The organism is Psychromonas sp. KJ10-5, from assembly GCF_055808325.1.
The window spans coordinates 1,802,194-1,826,070 of record NZ_CM147864.1 but is presented as its reverse complement, the minus strand read 5'-3'; the positions used below and the strand labels follow the sequence as shown (position 1 = coordinate 1,826,070).

At 39.2% G+C, this 23,877-nt stretch carries 20 protein-coding genes; 17 read left to right on the top strand and 3 right to left on the bottom strand.

The window, feature by feature from the left end; genetic code table 11:
- Position 1: 1 nt before the first annotated feature.
- The 14 genes from ftsL to lpxC all read left to right on the top strand — a co-directional run bounded on the left by ftsL (position 2) and on the right by lpxC (position 16,829).
- Positions 2-316, top strand: coding sequence for a cell division protein FtsL (gene ftsL / locus AC0L3W_RS08130; RefSeq protein WP_290039777.1), 315 nt, complete (start codon positions 2-4; stop codon positions 314-316).
- The gene (locus AC0L3W_RS08125; protein WP_290039776.1) at positions 313-2,142 is read left to right on the top strand and encodes a peptidoglycan D,D-transpeptidase FtsI family protein; all 1,830 of its coding nucleotides are present in this window, start codon (positions 313-315) and stop codon (positions 2,140-2,142) included. Before ftsL ends, AC0L3W_RS08125 begins: the two co-directional genes overlap by 4 nt.
- Positions 2,142-3,695 (top strand): UDP-N-acetylmuramoyl-L-alanyl-D-glutamate--2,6-diaminopimelate ligase, encoded by a 1,554-nt coding sequence (gene murE, locus AC0L3W_RS08120; protein WP_409439209.1) that lies wholly within the window; start codon positions 2,142-2,144, stop codon positions 3,693-3,695. The genes AC0L3W_RS08125 and murE overlap by 1 nt, the downstream gene beginning before the upstream one ends.
- The gene (locus tag AC0L3W_RS08115; protein ID WP_409439210.1) at positions 3,688-5,163 is read left to right on the top strand and encodes a UDP-N-acetylmuramoyl-tripeptide--D-alanyl-D-alanine ligase; all 1,476 of its coding nucleotides are present in this window, start codon (positions 3,688-3,690) and stop codon (positions 5,161-5,163) included. The genes murE and AC0L3W_RS08115 overlap by 8 nt, the downstream gene beginning before the upstream one ends.
- Before the next feature lie 49 nt (positions 5,164-5,212).
- Positions 5,213-6,295, top strand: coding sequence for a phospho-N-acetylmuramoyl-pentapeptide-transferase (gene mraY, locus AC0L3W_RS08110; protein ID WP_290039773.1), 1,083 nt, complete (start codon positions 5,213-5,215; stop codon positions 6,293-6,295).
- Between the two features lies 1 nt (position 6,296).
- Positions 6,297-7,625: a UDP-N-acetylmuramoyl-L-alanine--D-glutamate ligase gene (gene murD / locus AC0L3W_RS08105; RefSeq protein WP_409439211.1), complete on the top strand. Its 1,329-nt coding sequence runs from the start codon at positions 6,297-6,299 to the stop codon at positions 7,623-7,625.
- A complete protein-coding gene (ftsW, locus tag AC0L3W_RS08100) occupies positions 7,625-8,878 on the top strand; it encodes a putative lipid II flippase FtsW (protein WP_290039771.1) in 1,254 nt (417 codons plus the stop codon). The genes murD and ftsW overlap by 1 nt, the downstream gene beginning before the upstream one ends.
- Positions 8,868-9,944 carry an undecaprenyldiphospho-muramoylpentapeptide beta-N-acetylglucosaminyltransferase gene (gene murG / locus AC0L3W_RS08095; RefSeq protein WP_409440412.1) on the top strand — a complete coding sequence of 359 codons (1,077 nt, stop codon included), beginning with the start codon at positions 8,868-8,870 and terminating at the stop codon, positions 9,942-9,944. Before ftsW ends, murG begins: the two co-directional genes overlap by 11 nt.
- Before the next feature lie 17 nt (positions 9,945-9,961).
- Complete coding sequence (gene murC / locus AC0L3W_RS08090; RefSeq protein WP_290039769.1) at positions 9,962-11,422, top strand: UDP-N-acetylmuramate--L-alanine ligase; 1,461 nt, start codon at positions 9,962-9,964, stop codon at positions 11,420-11,422.
- Positions 11,422-12,342, top strand: a complete 921-nt coding sequence (locus AC0L3W_RS08085) for a D-alanine--D-alanine ligase (RefSeq protein ID WP_409439212.1) — start codon at positions 11,422-11,424, stop codon at positions 12,340-12,342. Before murC ends, AC0L3W_RS08085 begins: the two co-directional genes overlap by 1 nt.
- A gap of 3 nt (positions 12,343-12,345) precedes the next feature.
- Positions 12,346-13,086 carry a cell division protein FtsQ/DivIB gene (locus AC0L3W_RS08080; protein WP_409439213.1) on the top strand — a complete coding sequence of 247 codons (741 nt, stop codon included), beginning with the start codon at positions 12,346-12,348 and terminating at the stop codon, positions 13,084-13,086.
- Between the two features lie 178 nt (positions 13,087-13,264).
- Complete coding sequence (ftsA, locus tag AC0L3W_RS08075; RefSeq protein ID WP_290039766.1) at positions 13,265-14,509, top strand: cell division protein FtsA; 1,245 nt, start codon at positions 13,265-13,267, stop codon at positions 14,507-14,509.
- A gap of 34 nt (positions 14,510-14,543) precedes the next feature.
- Positions 14,544-15,812: a cell division protein FtsZ gene (gene ftsZ, locus AC0L3W_RS08070; RefSeq protein ID WP_290039765.1), complete on the top strand. Its 1,269-nt coding sequence runs from the start codon at positions 14,544-14,546 to the stop codon at positions 15,810-15,812.
- 87 nt (positions 15,813-15,899) lie between these two features.
- Positions 15,900-16,829 (top strand): UDP-3-O-acyl-N-acetylglucosamine deacetylase, encoded by a 930-nt coding sequence (gene lpxC / locus AC0L3W_RS08065; protein WP_290039764.1) that lies wholly within the window; start codon positions 15,900-15,902, stop codon positions 16,827-16,829.
- Between the two features lie 359 nt (positions 16,830-17,188).
- Here the strand turns inward: lpxC and AC0L3W_RS08060 are convergent, their stop codons facing one another.
- Positions 17,189-17,653, bottom strand: coding sequence for a DciA family protein (locus tag AC0L3W_RS08060; protein WP_290039763.1), 465 nt, complete (start codon positions 17,651-17,653; stop codon positions 17,189-17,191).
- A gap of 27 nt (positions 17,654-17,680) precedes the next feature.
- On the opposite strand from AC0L3W_RS08060, the gene AC0L3W_RS08055 reads away from it, so the two are divergent.
- The 3 genes from AC0L3W_RS08055 to mutT all read left to right on the top strand — a co-directional run bounded on the left by AC0L3W_RS08055 (position 17,681) and on the right by mutT (position 21,912).
- Positions 17,681-18,634 (top strand): M23 family metallopeptidase, encoded by a 954-nt coding sequence (locus AC0L3W_RS08055; RefSeq protein WP_290039762.1) that lies wholly within the window; start codon positions 17,681-17,683, stop codon positions 18,632-18,634.
- Positions 18,635-18,674: 40 nt separating this feature from the next.
- The gene (gene secA, locus AC0L3W_RS08050) at positions 18,675-21,401 is read left to right on the top strand and encodes a preprotein translocase subunit SecA (protein WP_290039761.1); all 2,727 of its coding nucleotides are present in this window, start codon (positions 18,675-18,677) and stop codon (positions 21,399-21,401) included.
- Positions 21,402-21,528: 127 nt separating this feature from the next.
- A complete protein-coding gene (mutT, locus tag AC0L3W_RS08045) occupies positions 21,529-21,912 on the top strand; it encodes an 8-oxo-dGTP diphosphatase MutT (protein WP_290039760.1) in 384 nt (127 codons plus the stop codon).
- Here the strand turns inward: mutT and AC0L3W_RS08040 are convergent.
- The gene (locus AC0L3W_RS08040) at positions 21,896-22,837 is read right to left on the bottom strand and encodes a DNA ligase (protein WP_409439214.1); all 942 of its coding nucleotides are present in this window, start codon (positions 22,835-22,837) and stop codon (positions 21,896-21,898) included. The two genes, mutT and AC0L3W_RS08040, sit on opposite strands and share 17 nt — an antisense overlap.
- Before the next feature lie 85 nt (positions 22,838-22,922).
- Entirely contained in the window at positions 22,923-23,777 is an 855-nt protein-coding gene (gene nadC, locus AC0L3W_RS08035; RefSeq protein ID WP_409439215.1) for a carboxylating nicotinate-nucleotide diphosphorylase, read from the bottom strand.
- Between the last annotated feature and the right edge of the window lie 100 nt (positions 23,778-23,877).

Genomic DNA, 23,877 nt, shown 5'->3' with positions numbered 1-23,877 from the left:
GATGGTGGCATCGCGTGATAACTTATTGTTAATTATTTTGGCTGATTTACGTCATAACGTTATTTTGGTCATACTTGGAATAATGATACTAATCAGTGCGTTATATAATATTTATGTTACACACGAAACACGTGAGTTAGTGACAAAAAAAGAATACCTGTCACAACAAAAAGACAACTTAATGATTGAATGGCGAAACTTATTGATCGAAGAGCATACGCTTGATGAGCATAGTCGGATCCGTTCCGTAGCTGGTGACCAATTATCAATGGCGCAGCCAACTAAAAAAAATAGTGTATTAGTGGAAATTCGATGAATAGAAAACGCAGTACATCAAGGCCTAAAGCGGGCCCGCAAACGCGCAAGAAAAAAGTCTATCCTACTTATTCGTCGGGTAGATATATTTTTGTTGCGGTGACTATCTCTTTGATCGCGGTTGCATTGATCTCTCGCCTTGCTTTTATCCAAATTTTAGAGCCTGAATACCTTACTAATGAAGCTGACAAACGTAGTTTACGTGTAACGAGCTCTGTTGCACATCGTGGTAATATCGAAGATCGTAATGGAGAAGAGTTGGCGATCAGTGTGCCTGCATATGCGATTTGGGTGGATCCTAAAGAAGTTAAAAAACATTTCGCTTTTACTAAAGACGAGTGGGAAAACAGTGTTGTTGTTAATCCTAAAACGGGTCTTGAACGCCATACCAAAAAATTCTTTTACGAATCTAAAAAGTGGCCAGCATTAGCTGAAGTACTAGATATCCCAATGGCTGAGCTTGCAAAAACTTTACAAAAGCCTAGATCTCGTTTTGCTTATTTGAAACGTCAAGTCAATGATCCAGTTGTACAGTATGTTAAACAATTAAAGCTGTCTGGTATTGCTAGCCAATTAGAATCGCATCGTTTTTACCCTACCGGCGAAATTAATGCCAATATCCTAGGGTTAACAGATCTCGATGCACAGGGCATTGAAGGTATTGAAAAAAGTTACAACGATTATCTAGAAGGACAAACGGGTAAAAGACGTGTTCGTAAAGACCGTTTAGGTAATGTTATCGACGATATCGAAGTACTAAAAGAGAAAAAATTAGCTGGTAACTTGCAATTAACCATAGACCAACGCATCCAAGCCGTTGCATACAGTGAGTTAAAGCGCGCTGTTAAAATGAATAATGCGACTTCTGGTTCGATTGTGGTCATTGATATTCATAGTGGTGAAATCTTTGCTATGGCTAACTATCCTTCATTTAATCCTAATGATCGTAATCAATATCAAGCTTATAAATTACGTAATCGTGCTATTACAGATACCTTTGAGCCTGGCTCAACGGTTAAACCTTTAGTGGTTGCAAGTGCGCTAATTCACCATAAAACTAATGTTGACGAGGTCATTGATACTTCTCCAGGGTGGATGAATTTAGGTGGTCGTCGAGTACGTGATAGCCACAACTACGGTAAAATGCATTTAGGTAAGATTCTTAAAAAGTCCAGTAATATTGGCGTCAGTAAATTAGCTTTACGTTTAAAGCCTGAAGAGTTACAGCAAACTTTTGCTGACTTTGGTTTAGGTAATGATACGGGTATTGGGTTAATCGGTGAAAGTGTTGGCCGTTTACCGATACGTCATCGTTGGTCTGATTTCGAATTAGCGACCATGTCTTTTGGTTATGGTATTACTGCAACGACATTACAATTAGCTAAAGCTTACGGAATTTTAGGTAGTGGTGGTGTGCAATACCCACTGTCCATTATTAAAGGTGCAAAACAGCCTGGTGAACAAGTTATCCCGGAAAACATTGCGCGTGAAGTAGTCGAAATGATGGAAGGCGTAAGTGAAAAAGGCGGTACGGCACCTAAAGCGAAAGTAGATGGTTATCGTATTGCAGGTAAAACAGGGACTTCGCGTAAAGCGGAAGCAGGGGGATACGGTGATGATTACGTTGCTGTCTTTGCTGGGTTAGCACCAGCCACTCGCCCACGTTTTTCAATTGCTGTGATGATTAATGAGCCGCAAGGCGACCGTTATTATGCCGGTGATGTCGCTGCGCCTGTTTTCTCTGAAGTAATGAAAAGTACATTATTATTAACTCATGTATTACCTGATGGTGGAGATGAGAGTTACACCTATTTGGAGGCTAAGTAATGGCCTCGGATACACAGCAATCTCACCCTAGCTGTGTGCTGTCTTGGTTGCTGGCAACAAGCTTACCAATACCAGACGACTCGCTATCATCATTATCTACTATTATTTCTGGTATGACCTTAGACAGTAGAGAGGTTAAACAAGGTGATTTGTTTGTTGCCTTACAAGGCGCAGTCAACGATGGCCGCCAGTTTATTAATAATGCAATTCAGTCAGGTGCGGTGGCGGTTTTATCTGAAACTTTAGTGCAGGATGAAAATGGTTATCTAAGTTACCAAGGTGGCGTCCCTGTTATTCAGCTTTTCCAGCTACAACGGAAAATAAGCGCGATTGCTATGCGTTATTATTTCCCACAATCTAATTTACATAAGGTGACGGCGGTTACTGGTACTAACGGTAAAACAACGATTGCCAGTTTATTGGCCAATAGTTATACCTTGCTTGGACAACAAAGTGCACAAATGGGCACCATCGGTAATGGGTTGTATAACCAATTACAAGCGAGTTTAAATACTACATTAGACGCTATTTCAGTTTGCCGCGAATTAACTAGTTATCAAACGCAAGGCGCAACACGTACCATCATGGAAGTCTCTTCTCATGGTTTGGTGCAAGGGCGTATTGCTGCAGTCCCTTTTAACACGGCTATTTTTACCAATTTAACCCGTGATCACCTCGATTACCATGGCACTATGCAAGCTTATGCTGATGCCAAACAAACGTTATTTGAAAAATTCCCATTACAACATCGTATTATCAATGCCAATGATCAAGTAGGACGAAATTGGTTAATGTTATACCCAGAAGCTATCGCTTACGGCTTAAACATCGACTTTAATTTCACAGAGCGTCAATATTTTAACGTCACCAAAGTAGACTACTTAGCGCAGGGATTAGCTTTTGAATTTATGTCAAGCTGGGGCTCTGGGGTTATTAACACACCCTTTTATGGTGATTTTAATGTGCTGAATATTGCTGCAGTTAGCTGTGCATTATTAGCCGACGGTTTCTCGTTAGCTGCCATTCAACAAGTGATGGCCAAACTAACTGTTGTACCAGGTAGAATGGAACAATATTTCTTCCCTAAACAGCAAGTCACTTTTGTCGTTGATTATGCTCATACACCGGATGCTTTGGATAATGCGCTTCAAGCATTACAACATCATAAGCAGCAAGGTCGTATTATTGCTGTATTTGGTTGCGGAGGTGACCGAGATAAAGGCAAGCGCCCACAAATGGCCAATGTTGCTGAGCAAGTGGCGGACTTAGTGATGATTGTTGATGATAATCCACGAAGTGAAGATGCAAAGTTAATTGTGGAAGATATTAAAGCAGGATTAACGGCTCCAGAGAAAGCCTTAGTAATACATGATCGTCAACAAGCGATTCAATATTTATTAGCAAACTCAAACCCAGATGACATTGTTTTATTAGCAGGTAAAGGCCATGAAGATTATCAAATATTTGGTGATAAGAAAGTGCATTACAGCGATCGAGAATGTCTGCAAACATTGTTAAACGAAGAAGCAATACAGGACAATGATAATGATTGAACTCACAATTGAACAGTTATGTGAAGCTACCCATGGTCGTTTGAGAAAAGGTTATCATAGCGCTGCAAAATGTGCCTCTGTTATTATTAACAGTGTCAGTACCGACACGCGCACCCTTCAAGCAGGTGATCTGTTTATTGCGTTAAAAGGGCCGTCTTTCGATGCTCACCAATTGCTGCCAAGCGCAGTTGAGCAAGGTGCTGCGGTATTACTGGTCGAAGAGGCAAGTGAACTTGCGATCTCTTTTAATAATGCAGTGATTGAAGTTCCCGATACGCGTATTGCATTAGGTTTATTAGGGCGTTATGTCAGACAGCAAATAACCGGTTTAAAGTGTGCTGCGATTACTGGCAGTAATGGTAAAACAACCTGTAAAGAGTTATTGAGTGCGATTCTTAGTGCGCATTGTGATGATCAAAACGCTGTACTGGCCACGGCGGGCAATTTTAATAACGATATTGGTTTACCATTAACCTTATTGAGATTATCTACTCAGCATCAATATGCAGTAGTCGAATTAGGCGCGAATCATATTGGTGAAATTGCTTATACTTCTGCATTAGCAAAACCTGATGTAGCTTTGGTTAATAATATTATGCCTGCGCATTTAGAGGGGTTTGGTTCTCTCGAAGGCGTTGCAACGGCAAAATCAGAAATTTGGTCAAACTTAAGTGGAACAGGGACTGCCGTCGTTAATTTAGATGCTAAGTTTGCACAACCGTTTATCGACAAACTAACCAATCAGCAACAGTCTTATCTTAGCTTTTCAAAAGATCCAAATATTAAAACTGCAGATGTGTTTGCTACTGATATTAATAGTAACCCATTAGGGCAGGCTCAGTTCAGATTGAACATTAATCCAGCAAGTTTCCCAAACTCTGCAAATATCCAACAAAATATTACCGTCCAGTTGAACCTTCCTGGGTTACACAATGTCAGTAATGCATTGGCTGCAAGCAGCATGGCGTTGGCTCTAGGTTGTTCATTGGCAATCATTAAAAAAGGGCTTGAATCCTTACAACAAGTCGCTGGTCGTGTTAATTGTTCTGTAGTGACTGAACAACTGACAGTGATTGATGACACCTATAATGCAAATTCTGCATCGGTTAATGCAGGGATTGATTTATTGGCACAATATCAAGGTCTACGTCTGTTAATTTGTGGTGATATGGGTGAATTAGGCGATTATGCAGAACAAGAACATGGTGCCGTGGGTGAGTATGCTCAACAACAGGGCATTGATAAATTATTTACAGTTGGACATTTGAGTCAACTAGCAACAAATGCGTATAATGCTGCCTCTCCAAATGCAGGGGCGGAACACTTCTCAGACAAACAACAACTTGAATTAGCTATTGATGCTTTTTTGAGCGGTCAAAAATCGAAAGTAGTGGTGCTTGTTAAAGGCTCGCGTAGTGCAAGGATGGAAGAGATAGTGGCTTTCATTAAAGGGAAATTTAGTGCGTAAGCTTTCATCATCAGCTATTAAGCTGCTTTACAAAATAGGATTTTAAAAAATGGTCGTCTGGTTAGCAGAGTTACTTTCGAGTCATTATACTTTTTTCAATGTTTTAACATACTTATCCGTGAGAATGGTATTAGCTGTGTTAACGGCATTGGCATTTTCATTATGGGCCGGGCCTAAATTAATTCGTTACTTACAAAGCCAACAAATTGGTCAAATTGTGCGTGATGATGGTCCTGAGTCTCATTTCAGTAAAGCGGGTACACCAACCATGGGTGGCGTGTTAATCCTTGCTGCTATTGTATTAAGTACACTGTTATGGGCACGACTCGATAACCTTTATGTGTGGATTGTATTGTTTACCACCGTTTCTTTTGGAGCGATTGGGTTTATGGATGACTACTTAAAAGTAGTGCGTAAGCATCCTGATGGTTTGATTGCTCGTTGGAAATACTTTTGGCAATCAGTTACTGCGTTAGTATTAGGTGTTGTCTTGTACCTTACGGCACAAGGCGATGCGCAATTAACATTAGTGGTACCTTTCTTTAAAGAGTATATGCCTTACTTAGGCTTATTATTTATTCCGTTGGTCTATTTCACTGTGGTAGGTAGTAGTAACGCCGTTAACCTAACAGATGGTTTAGATGGGTTAGCTATTATGCCAACTGTGATGGTCGCTTCTGCATTTGCATTAGTTGCTTACTTAACAAGTCATGTTAATTATTCTCATTACCTGTTTATCCCTTATATTCCACAGGCTAGTGAACTGGTGATCATTTGTGGCACCATTGCCGGAGCTGGTTTAGGCTTTTTATGGTTCAACACTTACCCTGCACAAGTATTTATGGGCGATGTAGGCTCATTGGCATTAGGTGCCATTTTAGGTGTTATTGCAGTATTAGTGAGACAAGAGATTTTATTGGTTATCATGGGCGGTATTTTTGTATTAGAAACTGTCTCGGTTATTCTACAAGTTGGCTCATATAAAATGCGTAAACAGCGTATCTTTAGAATGGCTCCAATTCATCATCATTATGAGAAAAAAGGGTGGCCAGAACCACGTGTTATTGTGCGCTTTTGGATCATCACAATTGTATTAGTCTTAATCGGACTAGTGACACTGAAGGTACGTTAATATGACAAGCAAGCGAGTTGCTATTATTGGGTTAGGTGTCACAGGCTTATCTTGTGTTACATTTTTCAATAAGAAAGGGATTGATGTTACTGTCTTTGATACTCGCTCTACTCCTCCAGGTAAAGATAAGCTGGATGTCAATACTGAGTTGGTGATTGGCCCTTTATCCGCAACACGTCTTGCTAGTTTTGATCTATTAGTTGTTAGCCCTGGTATTGCCATTACTACGCCAGCGATTGCGAAAGCAATTGAAGCCGGTGCTGAAGTTGTCGGCGATATTGAGCTATTTGCTCGAGAGCTAGCAACACCTGCTTACCAAAATACTAAATTAGTCACCATTACTGGGTCAAATGGTAAGAGTACAGTTACCACGTTACTGGGTGAAATGGCTTCTCATGCTGGTGTTAATGTAGGTGTTGGCGGTAATATTGGTGTGCCAGCCCTAGATCTATTATCTCCAGATATTCAACTTTATATCTTAGAGCTTTCGAGTTTCCAGCTAGAAACAACAGAATCCTTAAACGCAGATGTATCAACTATTTTAAATATTAGTGAAGACCATTTAGATCGCTACCCAAGTTACCAAGCTTATATAGATGCAAAGCATAAAATTTATATGCAAAGTAACATGTGTGTAATCAATCGAGATGACCCTCTTACTTTTACGCAACAGCAACCGCAAATTAGCTTTGGTTTTGACCACTCAGAGTTTGGTCTTGTATTGCAACAGGACGAGCCTTTTTTAGCTAAAAACCAGCAACCTCTATTACCTTGCAGCGAAATAAAATTAAGCGGTAAGCATAATTGGATGAATGCGTTAGCAGCCATTGCGCTAGGTGAGCAAGTTGCTTTGCCTATGGATCTGATGTTGGCAGCGTTACAGGCATATAAAGGCCTTAATCATAGGTGTGAGTTTGTTGCTGAACATCGAGGCGTTCGTTGGATTAATGACTCTAAAGCCACCAATATTGGTGCCACTCAAGCGGCATTACTTGGTTTGTCTGAAACTATTTCAGGTAAAGTACATGTTATTTTAGGTGGAGATGGTAAAGGTGCAGATTTTACTGAACTAGCGAGTGCATTAACTGAAATTAAAGGACAGATTGTTTGTTTTGGTCAGGATGCGGAGTTAATTGCTGCGCAACATCCTGCAGCAGTTATTGTCGAGGATTTAGCACATGCGGTTGCTCATATTGAACAACAGGCAAGATCTGGAGATTTAGCTATTTTAACGCCTGCCTGTGCGAGTTTAGATATGTACAAAAATTTTATGGCGCGTGGTGAACACTTTATGCAATTAGTAAATGCGCTCACGGAGGCATCAGAGTGATGTTTGCTGCAATATTAGCCAAGTTGGGCAATATATATCAATCACTCACCGTGGAATCTGAAACACATCCTAGGGCATACGACCGTTCTTATTTGGTTTTAGTATTCACCTTGATGGGAATTGGCTTGATTATTGTTGCCTCTGCTTCAATGCCTGAAGGCATTGCGCTATCTGCCGACCCATTTCGTTTCTTAAAGCGTCACCTGATCTACATTATTCTCTGTTTATTTATCTTAGCGGCTGTGGTGTCTATTCCCATCGATCACTGGCATAAATATACGCCGATTATTTTATTACTTTCTGGTTTAGGTTTATTAGCGGTTCTGATTGTGGGTACTGAAGTAAATGGCTCATTACGTTGGTTACGTTTAGGTCCGTTAAATATTCAACCGTCAGAATTTGCGAAACTTTCTGTTGTCTTATTCATCTCTAGCTACCTTTTACGTCGTCAAAAGGAAGTGATCGACACCATTAAAGGCTTTATCAAGCCTCTAGTGGTATTAGCGATATTTGCGATGTTGTTACTATTACAGCCAGACTTAGGATCAACAGTCGTAATTGTAGTGATCATGATGGGCATGTTATTTATTGCGAATGCAAGAATGATCTCCTTCGTGGGTATTGCAGTTGCCTTGTTGTCAGTAATTATTTTGCTAATTGTGACGTCGCCTTATCGTATGGCAAGGGTATTTGGTTTTTTAGATCCATGGTCAGATCCGTTTGGTCGAAGCTACCAGCTAACCCAATCATTAATGGCCTTTGGTCGTGGTGGTTGGTTTGGTGAAGGGTTGGGTAATTCGGTTCAAAAACTAGAGTACTTGCCAGAAGCGCATACTGATTTCATCATGGCTATCTTGGCTGAAGAGTTGGGTTTTATCGGCGTAAGCATCGTTATTATTTTAGAGTTTGTTTTGGTTTATAAGGCTTTTACTATCGGTAAAAAAGCTTTAGAAAAAAACCTTATTTTTTCAGGGTATGTTGCTATTGGTATTGCTATTTGGTTTGCTTTCCAAACGGCGGTAAACATAGGTGCTGCATCAGGTATTGCTCCTACTAAAGGTTTAACATTACCTTTAATCAGTTATGGTGGTTCAAGTTTGATCACTATCGCGATAGCGGTTGGTTTAGTGTTAAGAATAGATTTTGAAACGCGTATTCATTCAGCGCAAGCGCGTATAACTAGAAAGAATAATAAGAAAAAGCCGAGTGTTGCTCATAAAGCAACTAAGCCTGTGGTGGAAAATAATGAATAAAGCAAAAACGTTATTAGTAATGGCCGGAGGCACTGGAGGACATGTTTTTCCTGGCTTGGCTGTGGCTAATAAGTTAAAAAATGAAGGGTGGCAAGTAAGCTGGTTAGGCACTGCTGCACGAATGGAAGCTAGACTGGTACCTGAGCATGGCTATGAAATTGACTTCATCGACGTCGTGGGCGTGCGAGGTAACGGTATTAAACGCTTATTAGCAGCGCCATTTCAAGTTATAAAGTCTATCTTTCAAGCTCGTAAAGTATTAAAAAAACGCAAGGTTGATTTAGTATTAGGGATGGGCGGCTTTGCCAGTGGACCCGGTGGAATTGCGGCTTGGACAATGGGCATTCCGGTTGTGTTACATGAACAAAATGCAACGGCTGGATTAACCAATCGAATTCTTTCTTATTTTTCTAAAAAGGTATTAATGGGTTTTAGCGGTGCATTTTCTGGTGAAAAGGCTGTTTTAGTAGGAAATCCAATCAGAAAAGAGTTGTTAGACTTACCTGAAAAAGTCTTTTCTGCGCCAGAGCAAGCTTTAAAAGTATTAGTGATTGGAGGAAGTTTAGGCGCTCGTGTTTTAAATGAAACGGTTCCTGATGCTTTGCTGAACTTCGATGCTCAGCAGGTGTCTATTTTACATCAAACAGGTAAAGGCTTTGCTGAGTCGGTAACTGCTAGTTATCAACAAACTCAGGTTGATTATCAAGTACAAGAATTTATCAGCGACATGGCTTCAGCCTATCAGTGGGCAGACCTTATTATATGTCGAGCAGGTGCCTTAACCGTAGCAGAAGTTGCGGCTGTAGGACTACCAGCTATCTTTGTTCCTTTGCCACATGCTGTGGATGATCATCAAACTAAAAATGCACAGAACTTAGTGAGTGCAGATGCAGCAATATTGATTGCGCAAAAAGAGTTGAATGCAAATAAATTAAGTGAATGTTTAGTGACATTAAGTCAAAATAGGCATTTGCTTAATGAAATGAGCCAAAATTGTAAAAATATAGCTATTAGAGACGCTACGCAGCAAGTTGCAGCCGTTTGTCAGTCTTTAGTGTTAAAATAAAGTAGAAGTGAATCCTAATGATAAAAATTGAACTAGCAGAAATTCGTACCATGATCCCTGAAATGCGTCGTGTAAAACAGATTCATTTTGTCGGTATTGGTGGTGCGGGTATGGGCGGTATCGCCGAAGTATTAGCCTATGAAGGTTATAAAATTACTGGTTCTGATATCGCAGAAAATACAGTCGTCAAACGTCTGCGTTCATTAGGTGTTGAAGTATTCATTGGTCATGCTCAAGAAAATATCTATGGCGCCTCTGTGGTGGTTGTTTCCACAGCGATTAACCCAGAAAACCCAGAGTTATTAGCCGCTAAACAAGCGCGTATTCCTGTCGTTCGTCGAGCTGAAATGCTAGCAGAATTAATGCGCTATCGCCATGGCGTCGCTGTTGCCGGTACACACGGTAAAACAACTACAACCAGTTTGATTGCTAGTATCTACCGCGAAGCTGATTTAGATCCCACCTTTGTTATCGGTGGACTGTTAAATAGCGCAGGCACCAATGCTAAATTAGGGCAAAGTCGTTATTTAATCGCTGAAGCGGATGAAAGTGATGCTTCTTTCTTACACCTTCAGCCAATGGTTTCTGTCGTGACTAATATCGAAGCAGACCATATGGATACTTATCAAGGTGATTTTGAAGTATTAAAAGATACTTTTATTCAGTTTATTCAAAATCTGCCGTTTTATGGCACTGCGGTTGTGTGTTTAGATGACAAAGTCGTTGAAGAATTGATCCCGCGATTTGCTCGTCAATGTGTTACATATGGTTTTAGCGAACAAGCTGATGTGCGCATATCTAGCTTCAAACAAACAGTGAACCGTAGTGAGTTTGTTGTTCATAGAGCTAATCGCCCAGATTTAATTATTCATCTTAACTTACCCGGGAAACACAATGCATTAAATGCGGCTGCGGCCATTGCAGTTGCAATGGAAGATGATATTGAAGATGCTGCTATTCTTGCCGCATTGGAGAGTTTTGAAGGTATTGGCCGTCGTTTTGAACACTATGGTGAATTCGAAACTGGTCGCGGTAAAGCGATGCTAGCTGATGATTACGGCCATCATCCAACGGAAGTACAAGCTACGATTAACGCTGCACGTGAAGGTTGGCCAGAGAAGCGCTTAGTAATGGCATATCAGCCACACCGTTACACACGTACGCGTGATTTATACGAAGATTTTGCAAATGTGTTATCACAGGTTGATCAACTACTACTGTTAGATGTGTATGCTGCCGGTGAAACACCAATCGCTGGCGCTGATAGCCGCTCTTTGTGTCGTACTATCCGTCAGCAAAGTAATAAAGAGCCTATCTTTGTTCCCTCTCCAGCAGCATTACCAAGTGCATTGGCCAAAGTGCTACAAGATGGTGACTTAGTGTTAACACAAGGCGCAGGTAATATCGGTGCAGTAGTGAAAACACTAGCAGAATTGAAATTAGATATTGAAAAAATGCAACAAGCGAGCACAAATTAATGACAACTGAGTTTGGTAAAGTAGCGGTTTTATTTGGCGGTGATAGCGCAGAGCGTGAAGTCTCATTAAGCTCTGGTAAAGCAGTATTAAACGCATTGGTTCGTCAAGGCGTTGATGCCCATGCTGTTGACCCAAAATATGATGATGTATCGCAAATTAAAGCCTCAGGTTTTGAGCGTGTATTTATTGTACTTCATGGCCGTGGTGGTGAAGACGGCACTATCCAAGGTTTTTTAGATACACTACAAATTCCATATACGGGAAGTGACGTCTCTAGCTCTGCCATTGGTATGGATAAGGCAAAAACTAAACAAATTTGGCAAAGTTGCGCATTACCCACTGCAGCGTATCAAATTATTGTCAAAGAAAACTTTGAACCTGCGCAGGCTAAAGATATACTAAGCGCCTTGTCTGGTACTGTGATGGTAAAACCTGTACATGAAGGCTCAAGTATTGGAATGGCAAAGGCGGAAACGCCAGAACAACTGATTGAAGCATTAGAAGACGCGTTTAAGTACGATAAAAAAGTATTGTTAGAATCTTGGATCACTGGAGATGAATTTACGGTTTCCATGCTTAATGGTAAAGCATTACCGGCTATTAGTATGAAAACCACTAATACGTTTTATGATTACCAAGCAAAATATCAATCAACTGACACACAATACCTGTGTCCTTGTGGTTTAGATGACCTGCAATTGAGTGAATTAAATCAATTGGCTGAAGAAGCATTTATGGCGGTGGGATGTAGCGGTTGGGGACGTGTTGACTTTATGCGAGATCAACAGCATAACTGGTATTTGTTAGAGGTTAACACTGTGCCAGGTATGACTGAGACCAGTTTAGTACCCAAAGCGGCAAAACAAGCAGGTATTAGTTTCGATCAACTTGTATTACGTATATTAGAGCAAACCTTATAATTTATGTGGCTGAAGCTAAAAAAAATCACCATCAGCAAATGGCTTAGCTTCTTTGTTTTTTTGCTGTTGATTTATACTTTACAGGATGGTTTTTTCAAACTTAAGCATTGGCTAACGGATGAGAAGTCTTTACCCCTCACTGGTTTGATTTTAACTGGTGAGCGACACCATGTAACGGAAGATGTGGTTAGAAGTGTACTCGTAAAGCAAAAAGATAAATTAAACTTTTTTACTTTGCGAATTACTGAGATACAAAAGCAACTAGAAGCGAAACCTTGGGTTTATTCAGCGTCAATTCGTAAACATTGGCCTGATACATTAAAGATACATATTGTAGAGCAAGCGATAGCTGCTTCTTGGAATGAGAAGTCATTGTTGAATCGATTTGGTGAAATTATCGATGTAGTACCTGACCAAACAGATCAGTTTGTTGCGTTATCCGGTGAGGATGAGCAATCAGAGGCGGTGTTAAATACCTACTTACAACTAAAGCAGTTATTAGCGCCTAGCCATTATCGCATCGCGGCCTTGTCTAGTGACAAACGTAATGCCACGCAACTAGTGTTAAAAAATGGCATTAGTTTAAAACTTGGTAAAGAACAAAAGCTGGAGCGTATTCAGATATTTTTAAAAGCATTTCCTAGGATTGCTGAAAATTACGATATCAATACCATCGATTACGTAGATTTACGTTATGACACGGGGTTAGCAATCGGCTGGAAAGAAGTACAAGAAGAAAAATAGTTATGTTGAATATTTTCAACATAATCGGCTTAGTAAAATAGGCTAATTTAACTGTTTAAATTGTCTATATCGTTATGAGTAGAATTTAAAATAGTGAAATTAATCATATATTTACTATAATTAGTATTACAATAAAGTTAATTATTCTCTTATACGTAGAGAAAATGGTGATGAACGAATGGAAAGTAATTACACAGTTGGTTTAGACATCGGTAGTCATAAAGTTGTTGTCTTGATTGGTGAATTATTAGCAAATGATGCGATTAATATTGTTGGTGTGGGCTCTGCTCCTTCTAAAGGTGTCGATAAAGGCTCTGTGACTAACTTAGACTCTGTCGTTGAGTCTATTTCAAGTGCATTAAAACAAGCTGAAGATATGGCTGACTGTCGTGTTTCATCGGTGAACTTATCTGTGTCAGGTTCTCATATTGAATCGATTAATGAAACGGGTACATGGGCAATAGAAGCACATGAAGTCACAGCTTATGATGTTGAGAGTGTGTTACATAATGCTCGCTCTGTTAAAATACGTGATGAGCAACGTTTATTGCATGTTATACCTCAAGAATATTCTATTGACTCACAAGGCCGAATTAACAATCCAATTGGGTTGTCAGGAGTAAAATTAAAAGCAAATGTACATTTAATCACCTGTCACAACGATCTTGTTAAAAATTTAGAAAAAGCAGTTGAACGATGTGGATTAGTTATTGACCAACTTACATCATCAGGTGTTGCTTCAAGCGCTGCAATTTTGAGTGAAGATGAAAAAGAGCTAGGCGTATGCATGATCGATATGGGAAGTGGTACAATGGACTTGTCTATCTATATCGCAGGTGCCTTACAACATAGTATGGTATTAGATTATGCTGGTAATTCAGTGACTAATGATATCGCTATTGCTTTTAGCTCTCCGCCAACGTCTGCAGAAGAAGTTAAAGTTAAATACGGTTGCCTAGATAGAACATTGGTGAACAGTGACGAAATCATCGAATTACCAAGTGTAGGTGGTCGAGCAGCACGTAGTTTACAACGTTCTATTTTAGTAGACGTTATTGAGCCACGTTACAGTGAATTATTGACCTTAGTGAAGAATGAAATTTATAAACTAAACGATAAATTTGCACGTGAAGGCTTAAAACAGCAGCTTGCTGCCGGTGTTGTTATCACGGGAGGCGCTGCACAAATTGAAGGTTTAGTTGAAGTTGCTGAAGAAGTATTTGGTAATATTCAAGTCAGAATTGGTAAGCCAGAGCATATTAAAGGTTTAGCAGATGATGTAAACTCTCCAGCTTACTCAACAGCTGTTGGTTTATTACGACATAAAAATAATGAATTTTCCGGTGAAGAAGAAGCCGAAGCTGAAAATCGCTTTACAAGTATTTTTAGCAAAGTTAAAAATTGGATTAAAAAAGAATATTAGTTATCAAGTTTCATGGATTGGGTGGTAACAAACGATGTCACAAGAAGTTAATAGAGTGGAAGAGAATCAAATGTTTGAAATAATCGATGACGAAGATCATTCAGCACAGGCCATAATCAAAGTTATTGGCATCGGTGGTGGTGGTGGTAATGCGATCAATTATATGATCGAAAAAGGCCTAACAGGTGCCGAATTTATTGCAATGAACACGGATGCTCAGGCATTACGTTCATCAAAAGCAGATATTCGTTTACAACTAGGGTCAAATATAACCAATGGCCTTGGTGCTGGTGCTAACCCTGAAATTGGGTATAAATCTGCATTAGAAGATAAAGAACGTATTCGTGAAATCGTTACGGGTGCCGATGTTGTTTTCATCGCTGCTGGTATGGGCGGTGGTACAGGTACTGGTGCTTGTCCTGTTGTTGCTGAAATAGCAAAAGAAGAAGGTGCATTAACGATTGGTGTTGTATCAAAACCTTCTATGTTTGAAGGCCGTAAGCGTATGAATTACGCGACGCAGGGTATTGCACGTTTATCTGAAAACATCGACTCTTTATTAATTATCCCAAATGATAAATTACAGAAATCATTGCCTCGAGGTATCTCCTTCTTAGATGCGTTAAGTGCGGCTAATGGTGTACTTTATGATGCAGTTTCTGGTTTCTCGTCTATTATTAATAATGAAGAAAGTACTATTAATATCGATTTCGCGGACGTACGTACCGTGATGACAGAAGCAGGTACAACTGCAGTAATGGGGATTGGTGTTTCTGCTGGTGAAAATCGTGCAGAGGAAGCCGTTGAAGAAGCTATCTCTTGTCCATTGCTTGAAGATGTTGATCTTTCAGATGCGCGTGGTGTATTAGTGCACATTGTTGCTGGTATTGATTTCAGTTGGGATGAATACCACACAGTCGGCGATGCACTGAAACAATTCGCCTCTGAAGATTCTCAAAACATCATTGGTGTAACGGTTGATCCAACGCTTGAGAGCGGTGAATTACACGTTACAGTGATTGTGACCGGTATCGGTGAACGTAAGTCAGAACTGAATGTAGTTAAAAATCCAACATTAAATAGCAAAAAAGATGTAAATGAGACTACAGAAAGAACAGTTGCTGCCGATAATACTAGTAATGCTAGTGTACAGGCAGAAGAAAAAGCATTAGCTAAAGCAACTGAAGAAGCAGCTCAGGCTGAACCTGAAATCGTTGAACCAATTGCTGAAGTTAAAGATAAAAACAGTGCTGAGAGTTATTTAGATATTCCTGCGTTTTTAAGACGTCAAGCGGATAACTAATATTACCTTGTAAATATTACAGTTTGTGATGTAAGTCGCAAACTGCTATAATTCGCAGCAGAAATTATCGTAGTGGAGATCATTCTTATGATTAAACAAAGAACATTGAAGAAAAGTGTAAAATCAACGGGCGTTGGTTTACATTCAGGGAATAAAGTAACTATTCAGCTACACCCTGCACCTGCCAACTCAGGTATTGTTTATCGTCGAATAGATCTCGACCCTGTAGTTAGCTTTAAAGCACATGCTCACGCTGTACAAGAAACATTATTATGTACTTGTTTAGTTAATGAGCAAGGTCAAAAAATTTCGACTGTAGAACATTTATCTGCAGCATTAGCTGGCTTAGGTATCGATAATGTAATTATTGACGTTGATGCACCTGAAATTCCAATTATGGATGGTAGTGCAAGTCCGTTTATCTTTTTACTGCAATCAGCAGGTATTGAAGAGTTAAATGTAGCTAAGAAATTTATCCGTATTAAGAAGACTGTGCGTGTTGAAGATGAAGAAGAAGGCAAGTGGGCCGAACTTCACCCTTCAGACAATGGCTTTAGTTTAGATTTTAAAATTGACTTTGATCACCCAGTATTCGAAGGTCAAAATCAACATGTAGAGATGCAATTTTCTGGTGACCTTTTTGTTAAAGAGATAAGCCGTGCACGTACATTTGGTTTCATGAAGAGTGTTGAATACCTTCAATCTAATAATTTAGCATTAGGCGCAAGCTTAGATAATGCAATTGGTTTAGATGAGTTCCGAGTATTAAACCCTGAGGGTTTACGTTACGAAGATGAGTTTGTAAAACATAAAGTATTGGATGCAATCGGTGACCTTTACTTATCTGGTTTTACCATCTTAGGTCATTTAAAAGCGTTCAAAACAGGCCATGCATTAAATAATAAGTTACTGTGTGCACTATTAGCAGATCAAGAAGCATTTGAAATGGTTACCTTTGAAGAGCCTGTGAGTGAATCTCCAGTGCAATATATCGAACCAGCATTTGTCCCTGCATAAATACTGTTGAGTTGGTTTATAACCGACTCTCTAAAAACCACCTTGTTAGCAATAACAAGGTGGTTTTTTTTTGCTTTACGAATAATGATGGCTTATACCAATCACATTAAATAACGAACTGTTTTACTTATTAAAATAACTTATTTTTGGTTGGAGCTCGGTAAAGGAAATAGCCATTAAAGAATTAACCTCTTTTCGTTAATCCCTTAAAACGATTATCGATGTTAACCTTACAAAGGCTTTACTAACGTCTCAAGCTAAGTCACTTTTTACTACGCAAAATTTAGAATTCTTATTTATAAATGGGATGAAATAATTGAACAGATTTCTCTTAAGACGGTTATAAAATAGAGTGATGTTTATGACTCTTTATCACTTGAAAATTTTGCTAAAGATTGCAGTGCTTTTTTTAGTTGTGGGTCAGCATTTTCGGCTAATGCTAAAAAAGATTCAGCAATGCCTTTGCTCATTTTTTGTGCACGTTTTTTAACTGGTTTTGCTTTTTTTAGTTGAGTAGGGGAAGCTTTTGCTAGCTGCGGATTAACTTTCACTTTAATATTTTTAACTGATGAGTGATGTTGGCGTAATTCACTCAATAGGTCACTTCGTATAAATTGTAAGCGTTGCACCCAAAGTGCACTCGGACTTTCTATTAACAAGCTCCCATTTTCAATATTTCCTATACGACAACCACTGATATTGTGTTGTTTTAAAAACCTTTGTAGTACTATATCTAATTTAGTTATTAATGATGTGCTTTGTTGGAAGTTATTTTTATCCAACAATAACGAGATCGGTTTAGGTTGTTTTTTATTTCTTGTCATAACAGCCATCAAAAGTGAATTGGGTTTATGAGTATAACGGTTATTTATAATAGGAAGGAGTCTAAACACAGCTTTTCTATAACAAAATCTACTTTTATTTTTGCCTGCATTACTTTAGTGGCTGTATTGATGACCAGTGCTTGGTTACTACAATCACACTACCATCAACAGTTCATACAATACAAAATAAACGCATTACATGAAAAAAATGAAATTAAGCAACAATATCTAGAATCTATTGCCTCACAAACTAACCAACAACTACAATCACTGGCTGAAAAGGTAGGAGAGTTGCAAGCGCAAAGCAACCGTTTAAATAGTTTAGGCGAAAGAATCATTGATAAATCAAACTTACCAAAAGAAGAGTTTGAATTAGATACACAAACAGAACAAACAACTGAAACAGACGATAACCTTGCCGCGCCAGATACGAGTAGTGTGCCCCCATTAGATAATGACGAGCTTTTGCCATTGCTTAAAAAGGTGTCATTATTAGAAGAACAGTACAAAAACAATGAAAATTTGTTTCAACAACTTGAAATTACCTTTAACAATCTCCATCTTATTGATGAGCTATTCATTTCTGGTCGTCCAGTGCCTTACAAAGGTTCTTGGATTTCCTCTCCTTTTGGAACGCGAACAGATCCATTTACTGGACGTTTAAGCCGTCATAAAGGTGTCGATATTGCAGGTTATTCAGGCATGCCTATTATGGCAACTGCCGCTGGCGTGGTAACTATTTCTGAAGCAAGAAATGGTTATGGCTACTTAGTTGAGATTAACCATGGAAGTGGTTTGATGACACGTTACGCACATGCTTCTGCGATCACTGTTTCTGTTGGTGATGTTGTTGAAAAAGGGCAGCAAGTTGCGGTAATGGGAACTACTGGCCGCTCAACAGGCCCACATGTACATTATGAAGTACTTAGAAATGGCCAACAAATAGATCCAAATTATTATATACAAAGAACACCAAGTTAAATGACAATTTTTTCCGACTTTATACAATGAGAAAAGCAAAATGATCACATCGATAATAACAAAAATAATAGGCAGTCGAAATGACCGTTATCTTAAGAACTTACGCAAAGTTGTTAATGAAATTAATAAACTTGAGCCAGAGATAAAGGCACTGTCCGAAGAAGAGTTAAAAGCAAAAACTGCTTATTTCAAGGAACGTCTTGCTAATGGAGAGACCATTGATGATATCCTTGTTGAAGCCTTTGCTGTTGTTCGAAGTGCATCTGAGCGTGTATTTGGTATGCGTCACTTTGATGTACAGTTAATTGGTGGGATAGTATTAAACGAGAATAAAATTGCGGAAATGCGTACTGGTGAAGGTAAAACCTTAACTGCAACGTTACCGGCTTATCTAAATGCTTTAACAGGCAAGGGCGTTCATGTTATTACCGTGAATGATTACCTTGCTCGTCGTGATGCTGAGTGGAATGCAAAGTTATTTGAGTACTTAGGCTTAACGGTTGGTATTAACTTATCGGGTATGTCAGGTGAAGAGAAACGCGCGGCTTATGCAGCTGACGTTACTTATGGGACTAACAACGAATTTGGTTTTGATTACCTACGTGACAACATGGCTTTTGAAGCGTCACAACGTGTAATGCGCGGTCTGAACTTTGCTATCGTTGATGAAGTTGACTCTATCTTAATCGATGAAGCAAGAACACCGTTAATTATCTCTGGACCAACTGATGGCGATGCGACACTTTACACCAAATTAAACAGTATTATTCCTTTATTAAGCAAACAAGATAAAGAAGATACTGAAGAATATGTTGGCGAAGGTGATTTCACCGTTGATGAAAAAAGCAAACAAGTATTGCTAACTGAACGTGGTCAGGAAAAAGTAGAACGTATTTTACAAGAGCGTGGTTTATTAGAAGAAGATACTTCTCTATACGCAGCTTCTAGTATTAGTTTATTACACCATGTTAACGCTGCTTTACGTGCTCACACCTTGTTTGAAAAAGATGTTGAATACATTGTAACAGCTGAAGGCGAAGTGGTTATTGTTGATGAGCATACTGGCCGTACAATGCCTGGCCGTCGTTGGTCTGAAGGTTTACACCAAGCGGTAGAAGCAAAAGAAGGTGTGCAAATTCAAAACGAAAACCAAACATTAGCTTCAATTACCTTCCAAAACTACTTCCGTTTATATGAAAAACTAGGTGGTATGACAGGTACAGCGGATACTGAAGCATTTGAATTCCAATCTATCTATGGTTTAGAAACTATTGTTATCCCAACTAATCGTCCAATGGCACGTAAAGATGGCGGTGATTTAGTTTATCTGACTGAGATAGAAAAATACCAAGCTATTATCGAAGACATCAAAACTCGTTTAGAGCGTCGTCAGCCTGTATTGGTTGGTACTGTGTCTATCGAAAGTTCTGAGTTGCTATCAAGCTTAATGGAAAAAGCTAAAATCAAACACAGCGTGTTAAATGCTAAATTCCATGAAAAAGAAGCTGATATTATCGCACAAGCGGGTGCACTTGGTTCTGTGACAATTGCTACTAACATGGCCGGTCGTGGTACGGATATTGTTTTAGGTGGAAATTTACAAAACCGTCTTGAAAAACTAGGTAACTTATCTGAGCAGCAAATCGAAGCTGAAACGGCGAAATGGAAAGCGGAACAAGCTGAAGTATTAGCGGCAGGCGGTTTATACATTATTGGTACTGAACGCCATGAATCTCGTCGTATCGATAATCAGTTACGTGGTCGTGCTGGTCGTCAAGGTGATGCTGGTGAGAGTCGTTTCTACCTATCAATGGAAGATTCGTTAATGCGTATCTTCGCTTCTGAAAAAGTATCTAATATGATGAAGAAATTAGGTATGGAAAATGGTGAAGCGATCGAGCATCCATGGGTAACTCGTGCCATTGAAAATGCACAACGTAAAGTGGAAGGCCGTAACTTTGATATGCGTAAATCATTACTGGATTTTGATGATGTTGCCAATGATCAACGTAAAGTAGTTTACCAACAACGTAACGGTGTGATGGACAGCGAAACAATCACTGAAAATATTGAACAGTTCTGGGATGACGTATTCAATGGTTGTATTGATGAGTATGTACCTCAACAATCGTTAACTGAACAATGGGATCTAGAAGGTTTAGAGAAGCGTTTAAAACAAGACTTCCTCATTGAACTACCTGTTCAACAATGGCTAATCGATGATGCTAACTTACAAGAAGAAACGATTCGCGAAAAAGTAGTTACACATGCCCGTACTGTTTACCAAGATAAAAAACAGCAAGTAGGTGAGTCAATCATTGCTGGGTTTGAAAAATCAGTAATGTTGCAAACTATCGATATGCTTTGGAAAGAGCATTTAGCGGCGATGGATCATCTTCGTCAAGGTATTCATCTACGTGGTTACGCTCAAAAAGATCCAAAACAAGAGTACAAACGTGAGTCTTACGAGTTATTCATTGCTATGCTCGAAAACTTAAAAACAGATGTTGTAGGAATCTTGTCTAAAGTACAAATTCAAAGCAGAGAAGAAGCTCAAGCGATTGAAGAGCAACGTCGTGAAGCGGAAGCAAAAGCGAATATTCAATACCAACATGCACAAGTTAACAGTGATGGTGAAGAAGAAAAACCTGAAGCTGCTGAAGTAGACGAGACATTTGTTCGCCAAGATAAAAAAATAGGCCGTAATGATCCGTGTCCTTGCGGTTCAGGCAAAAAATACAAGCAATGTCACGGTAAACTAAGCTAGGCTTATCGGTAAAGCTATGAATAATACCAATGACACTAATTAACTGATCTATTTTAGTTGTTAAAATAACTGGTATAAAAAGGTGGTACTTCGTTGAAGGCCACCTTTTTTAATAAGAGGGAAGTAGATGCCACAACAAACCATTAGTATTGCTATTGTGCAAAATAAACAACAACAGTTGTTAATTAGCCGACGCCAAAAAGGCCAACATTTAGCTGGTAAATGGGAATTTCCTGGCGGGAAAGTCGAACAAGGCGAAGCGCTTGATGTAGCCATGTGTCGAGAATTAAAAGAAGAGGTGGGCTTAACTGCCACCGAATATAGACTTTTTGATTCTTTAAATTTTGATTATGATGATCTCGCTTTAACCCTCCATTTTTATTTAGTCACCGATTTTACTGGTGAAGCAAGTGAACTAGAAGGGCAACAAATAAAATGGATTCAACCTGCTGATTTAATCGATTATGATTTTCCAAAGGCGAATATAACGGTCATTAATAAACTGCTCTAATCCGCATAAAAGAAGCAAATCGAGGGATGTTATGACGTGTTTTACCGGTGTAACGATAAGTGATGACCGAACCTATTGGTGGTGGATTTTTTCTTTCTTTATCACTGAAGCCTGTGCCAATTTTAAAACGAATACCATCTTCTGTTTCGACCTGTAAAGCACCTAATAAACCTTGATACTTGCCTTTACCGGGCAAGTAGCCAATCACTGTGGCTTCGGCATCCTCAAAGCGTTTTAATTTCATTAAGTCACGACTGCGAATATGCTGATATAAGGCATCTTGGTGATGTAGCATCAACCCCTCACCGCCTGCATTAACCACTTTATCTAATAAGTTAAATAAAGCGGCACTGTCTTTAATCTTTTGCTGAGGGATCAGTTTAAAATAAGCACTATCTGTTGTAGTCACTAACTTTTGCATTGCTGCAACACGTTCACCGAAAGGGTACTGGCTAGTAGGCAGGTCAAATATCATAAATTTTACCAGTTGCCAGTCTGGATTTTGGCTATCGCGAGTGCGCACAATGCTAGAGACTTGCTCAAAGGTTTGTCTGGCGATCCATAGCTCTCCATCAACCGCTTGTGTTGGAAAGTGTGCAACAAACCAATCTGGTGCAGTAAAGATATTGCCTTGTTTGGAAAGTAGCTTATGTCCATCCCAATAAGCACGAATACCATCTAACTTTTCGCTAACATAATATTCATTGACCTTAATATTTTCTCGATATTGAGTAGGTAACTGAATTGCAGGAACAGTTTGCTTTTTAGAGTCTTCTTGAGCGGCTTTAGCATTAACGATTAGTGAGCTGTTGATTAACAAAAATAAAACGATTTGTGTAATCAATAAATAGCTAAGTCGCTTTGTAGTGAGGCACGTGATTAGTAATTGGTTAAGGCTAGATAACTGTCCATGTAAAATTGGCATAAAACCTCTCTATACTTAGTTAGTGGCTGAACCGAGTGTACTAAGTGTAGAAAGGTTTTCAGATAATGGTATTAATTTTTAAGTCTTAGCCTTGTACAAAACGCATTGATAAGTCTATCGCTTGAACATGCTTGGTGAGTGCACCAACAGAGATGTAATCAACGCCTGTTTCGGCATAACTGAGTATTGTTGAGTTATCAACATTACCAGATACTTCTAAGTCTGCTTGCACTGGATTACTTTTATTAATAGCAACTGCCTCTAACATCATCGAGATGGTGAAGTTATCCAGCATGACCCGTTGTGCGCCTGCATCTAAGGCTTGTTTTAATTCATCGAGGCTTTCTACTTCAACTTCTACCCAACGTTCAGGGTGTTGTTGGTTTGCGGTGGCAATTGCTTGTTTAATGCCACCACACGCCATAATATGGTTCTCTTTGATCAAAAATGCGTCGTATAAACCGATGCGGTGATTAAACCCACCTCCGCACGTTACTGCATATTTGGAAGCATTGCGTAAACCGGGTAATGTTTTTCGAGTATCTAATAATTTACAATCAGTATTAGCAATCAGATCTGAGTAATATTTGGTGGTGGTCGCGATGCCAGAAAGAGTTTGAATAAAGTTTAGTGCGGTACGTTCACCGGTTAATAGAATTCGAGCTGGGCCAGTTAAGGTAAATAATGGGCTATTGGCTTGAACAAGGTCACCATCTTTAACATGCCATGTAATAGTGGTGCAATCACCTAATTGTTTAAATACTTCGTCTGTCCATGCTTTACCACAAAATACAGCATCTTCACGGGTGATCACTGTTGCTTTTGCATATTTATCTTCGGGAATTAAATTAGCGGTAATATCGCCTTCTGCGGCAGATAAGCCATTTAAATCTTCATGTAAAGCTAGGCTAACACTTTGTGCAACTTCTTGTTCAATCATGGTAAGTTTCCAGACAAGGGTAAAAAGTGAAATATTACCTTAATGAACATTGAATACCAATGATCTAAGTAGTTATGATCTATAAAATAAAACGATTCAA

Excerpts from the sequence above, each read along its gene's own strand:
- mutT (WP_290039760.1), top strand. The coding sequence starts at position 21,529 with ATGCCACAACAAACCATTAGTATTGCTATTGTGCAAAATAAACAACAA.
- lpxC (WP_290039764.1), top strand. The coding sequence starts at position 15,900 with ATGATTAAACAAAGAACATTGAAGAAAAGTGTAAAATCAACGGGCGTT.
- ftsA (WP_290039766.1), top strand. The coding sequence starts at position 13,265 with ATGGAAAGTAATTACACAGTTGGTTTAGACATCGGTAGTCATAAAGTT.
- mraY (WP_290039773.1), top strand. The coding sequence starts at position 5,213 with ATGGTCGTCTGGTTAGCAGAGTTACTTTCGAGTCATTATACTTTTTTC.
- AC0L3W_RS08055 (WP_290039762.1), top strand. The coding sequence starts at position 17,681 with ATGAGTATAACGGTTATTTATAATAGGAAGGAGTCTAAACACAGCTTT.
- murE (WP_409439209.1), top strand. The coding sequence starts at position 2,142 with ATGGCCTCGGATACACAGCAATCTCACCCTAGCTGTGTGCTGTCTTGG.
- ftsZ (WP_290039765.1), top strand. The coding sequence starts at position 14,544 with ATGTCACAAGAAGTTAATAGAGTGGAAGAGAATCAAATGTTTGAAATA.
- nadC (WP_409439215.1), bottom strand. The coding sequence starts at position 23,777 with ATGATTGAACAAGAAGTTGCACAAAGTGTTAGCCTAGCTTTACATGAA.
- AC0L3W_RS08085 (WP_409439212.1), top strand. The coding sequence starts at position 11,422 with ATGACAACTGAGTTTGGTAAAGTAGCGGTTTTATTTGGCGGTGATAGC.
- AC0L3W_RS08115 (WP_409439210.1), top strand. The coding sequence starts at position 3,688 with ATGATTGAACTCACAATTGAACAGTTATGTGAAGCTACCCATGGTCGT.
- AC0L3W_RS08125 (WP_290039776.1), top strand. The coding sequence starts at position 313 with ATGAATAGAAAACGCAGTACATCAAGGCCTAAAGCGGGCCCGCAAACG.
- ftsL (WP_290039777.1), top strand. The coding sequence starts at position 2 with ATGGTGGCATCGCGTGATAACTTATTGTTAATTATTTTGGCTGATTTA.
- AC0L3W_RS08080 (WP_409439213.1), top strand. The coding sequence starts at position 12,346 with ATGTGGCTGAAGCTAAAAAAAATCACCATCAGCAAATGGCTTAGCTTC.
- secA (WP_290039761.1), top strand. The coding sequence starts at position 18,675 with ATGATCACATCGATAATAACAAAAATAATAGGCAGTCGAAATGACCGT.
- AC0L3W_RS08040 (WP_409439214.1), bottom strand. The coding sequence starts at position 22,837 with ATGCCAATTTTACATGGACAGTTATCTAGCCTTAACCAATTACTAATC.
- murC (WP_290039769.1), top strand. The coding sequence starts at position 9,962 with ATGATAAAAATTGAACTAGCAGAAATTCGTACCATGATCCCTGAAATG.
- ftsW (WP_290039771.1), top strand. The coding sequence starts at position 7,625 with ATGTTTGCTGCAATATTAGCCAAGTTGGGCAATATATATCAATCACTC.
- AC0L3W_RS08060 (WP_290039763.1), bottom strand. The coding sequence starts at position 17,653 with ATGACAAGAAATAAAAAACAACCTAAACCGATCTCGTTATTGTTGGAT.
- murD (WP_409439211.1), top strand. The coding sequence starts at position 6,297 with ATGACAAGCAAGCGAGTTGCTATTATTGGGTTAGGTGTCACAGGCTTA.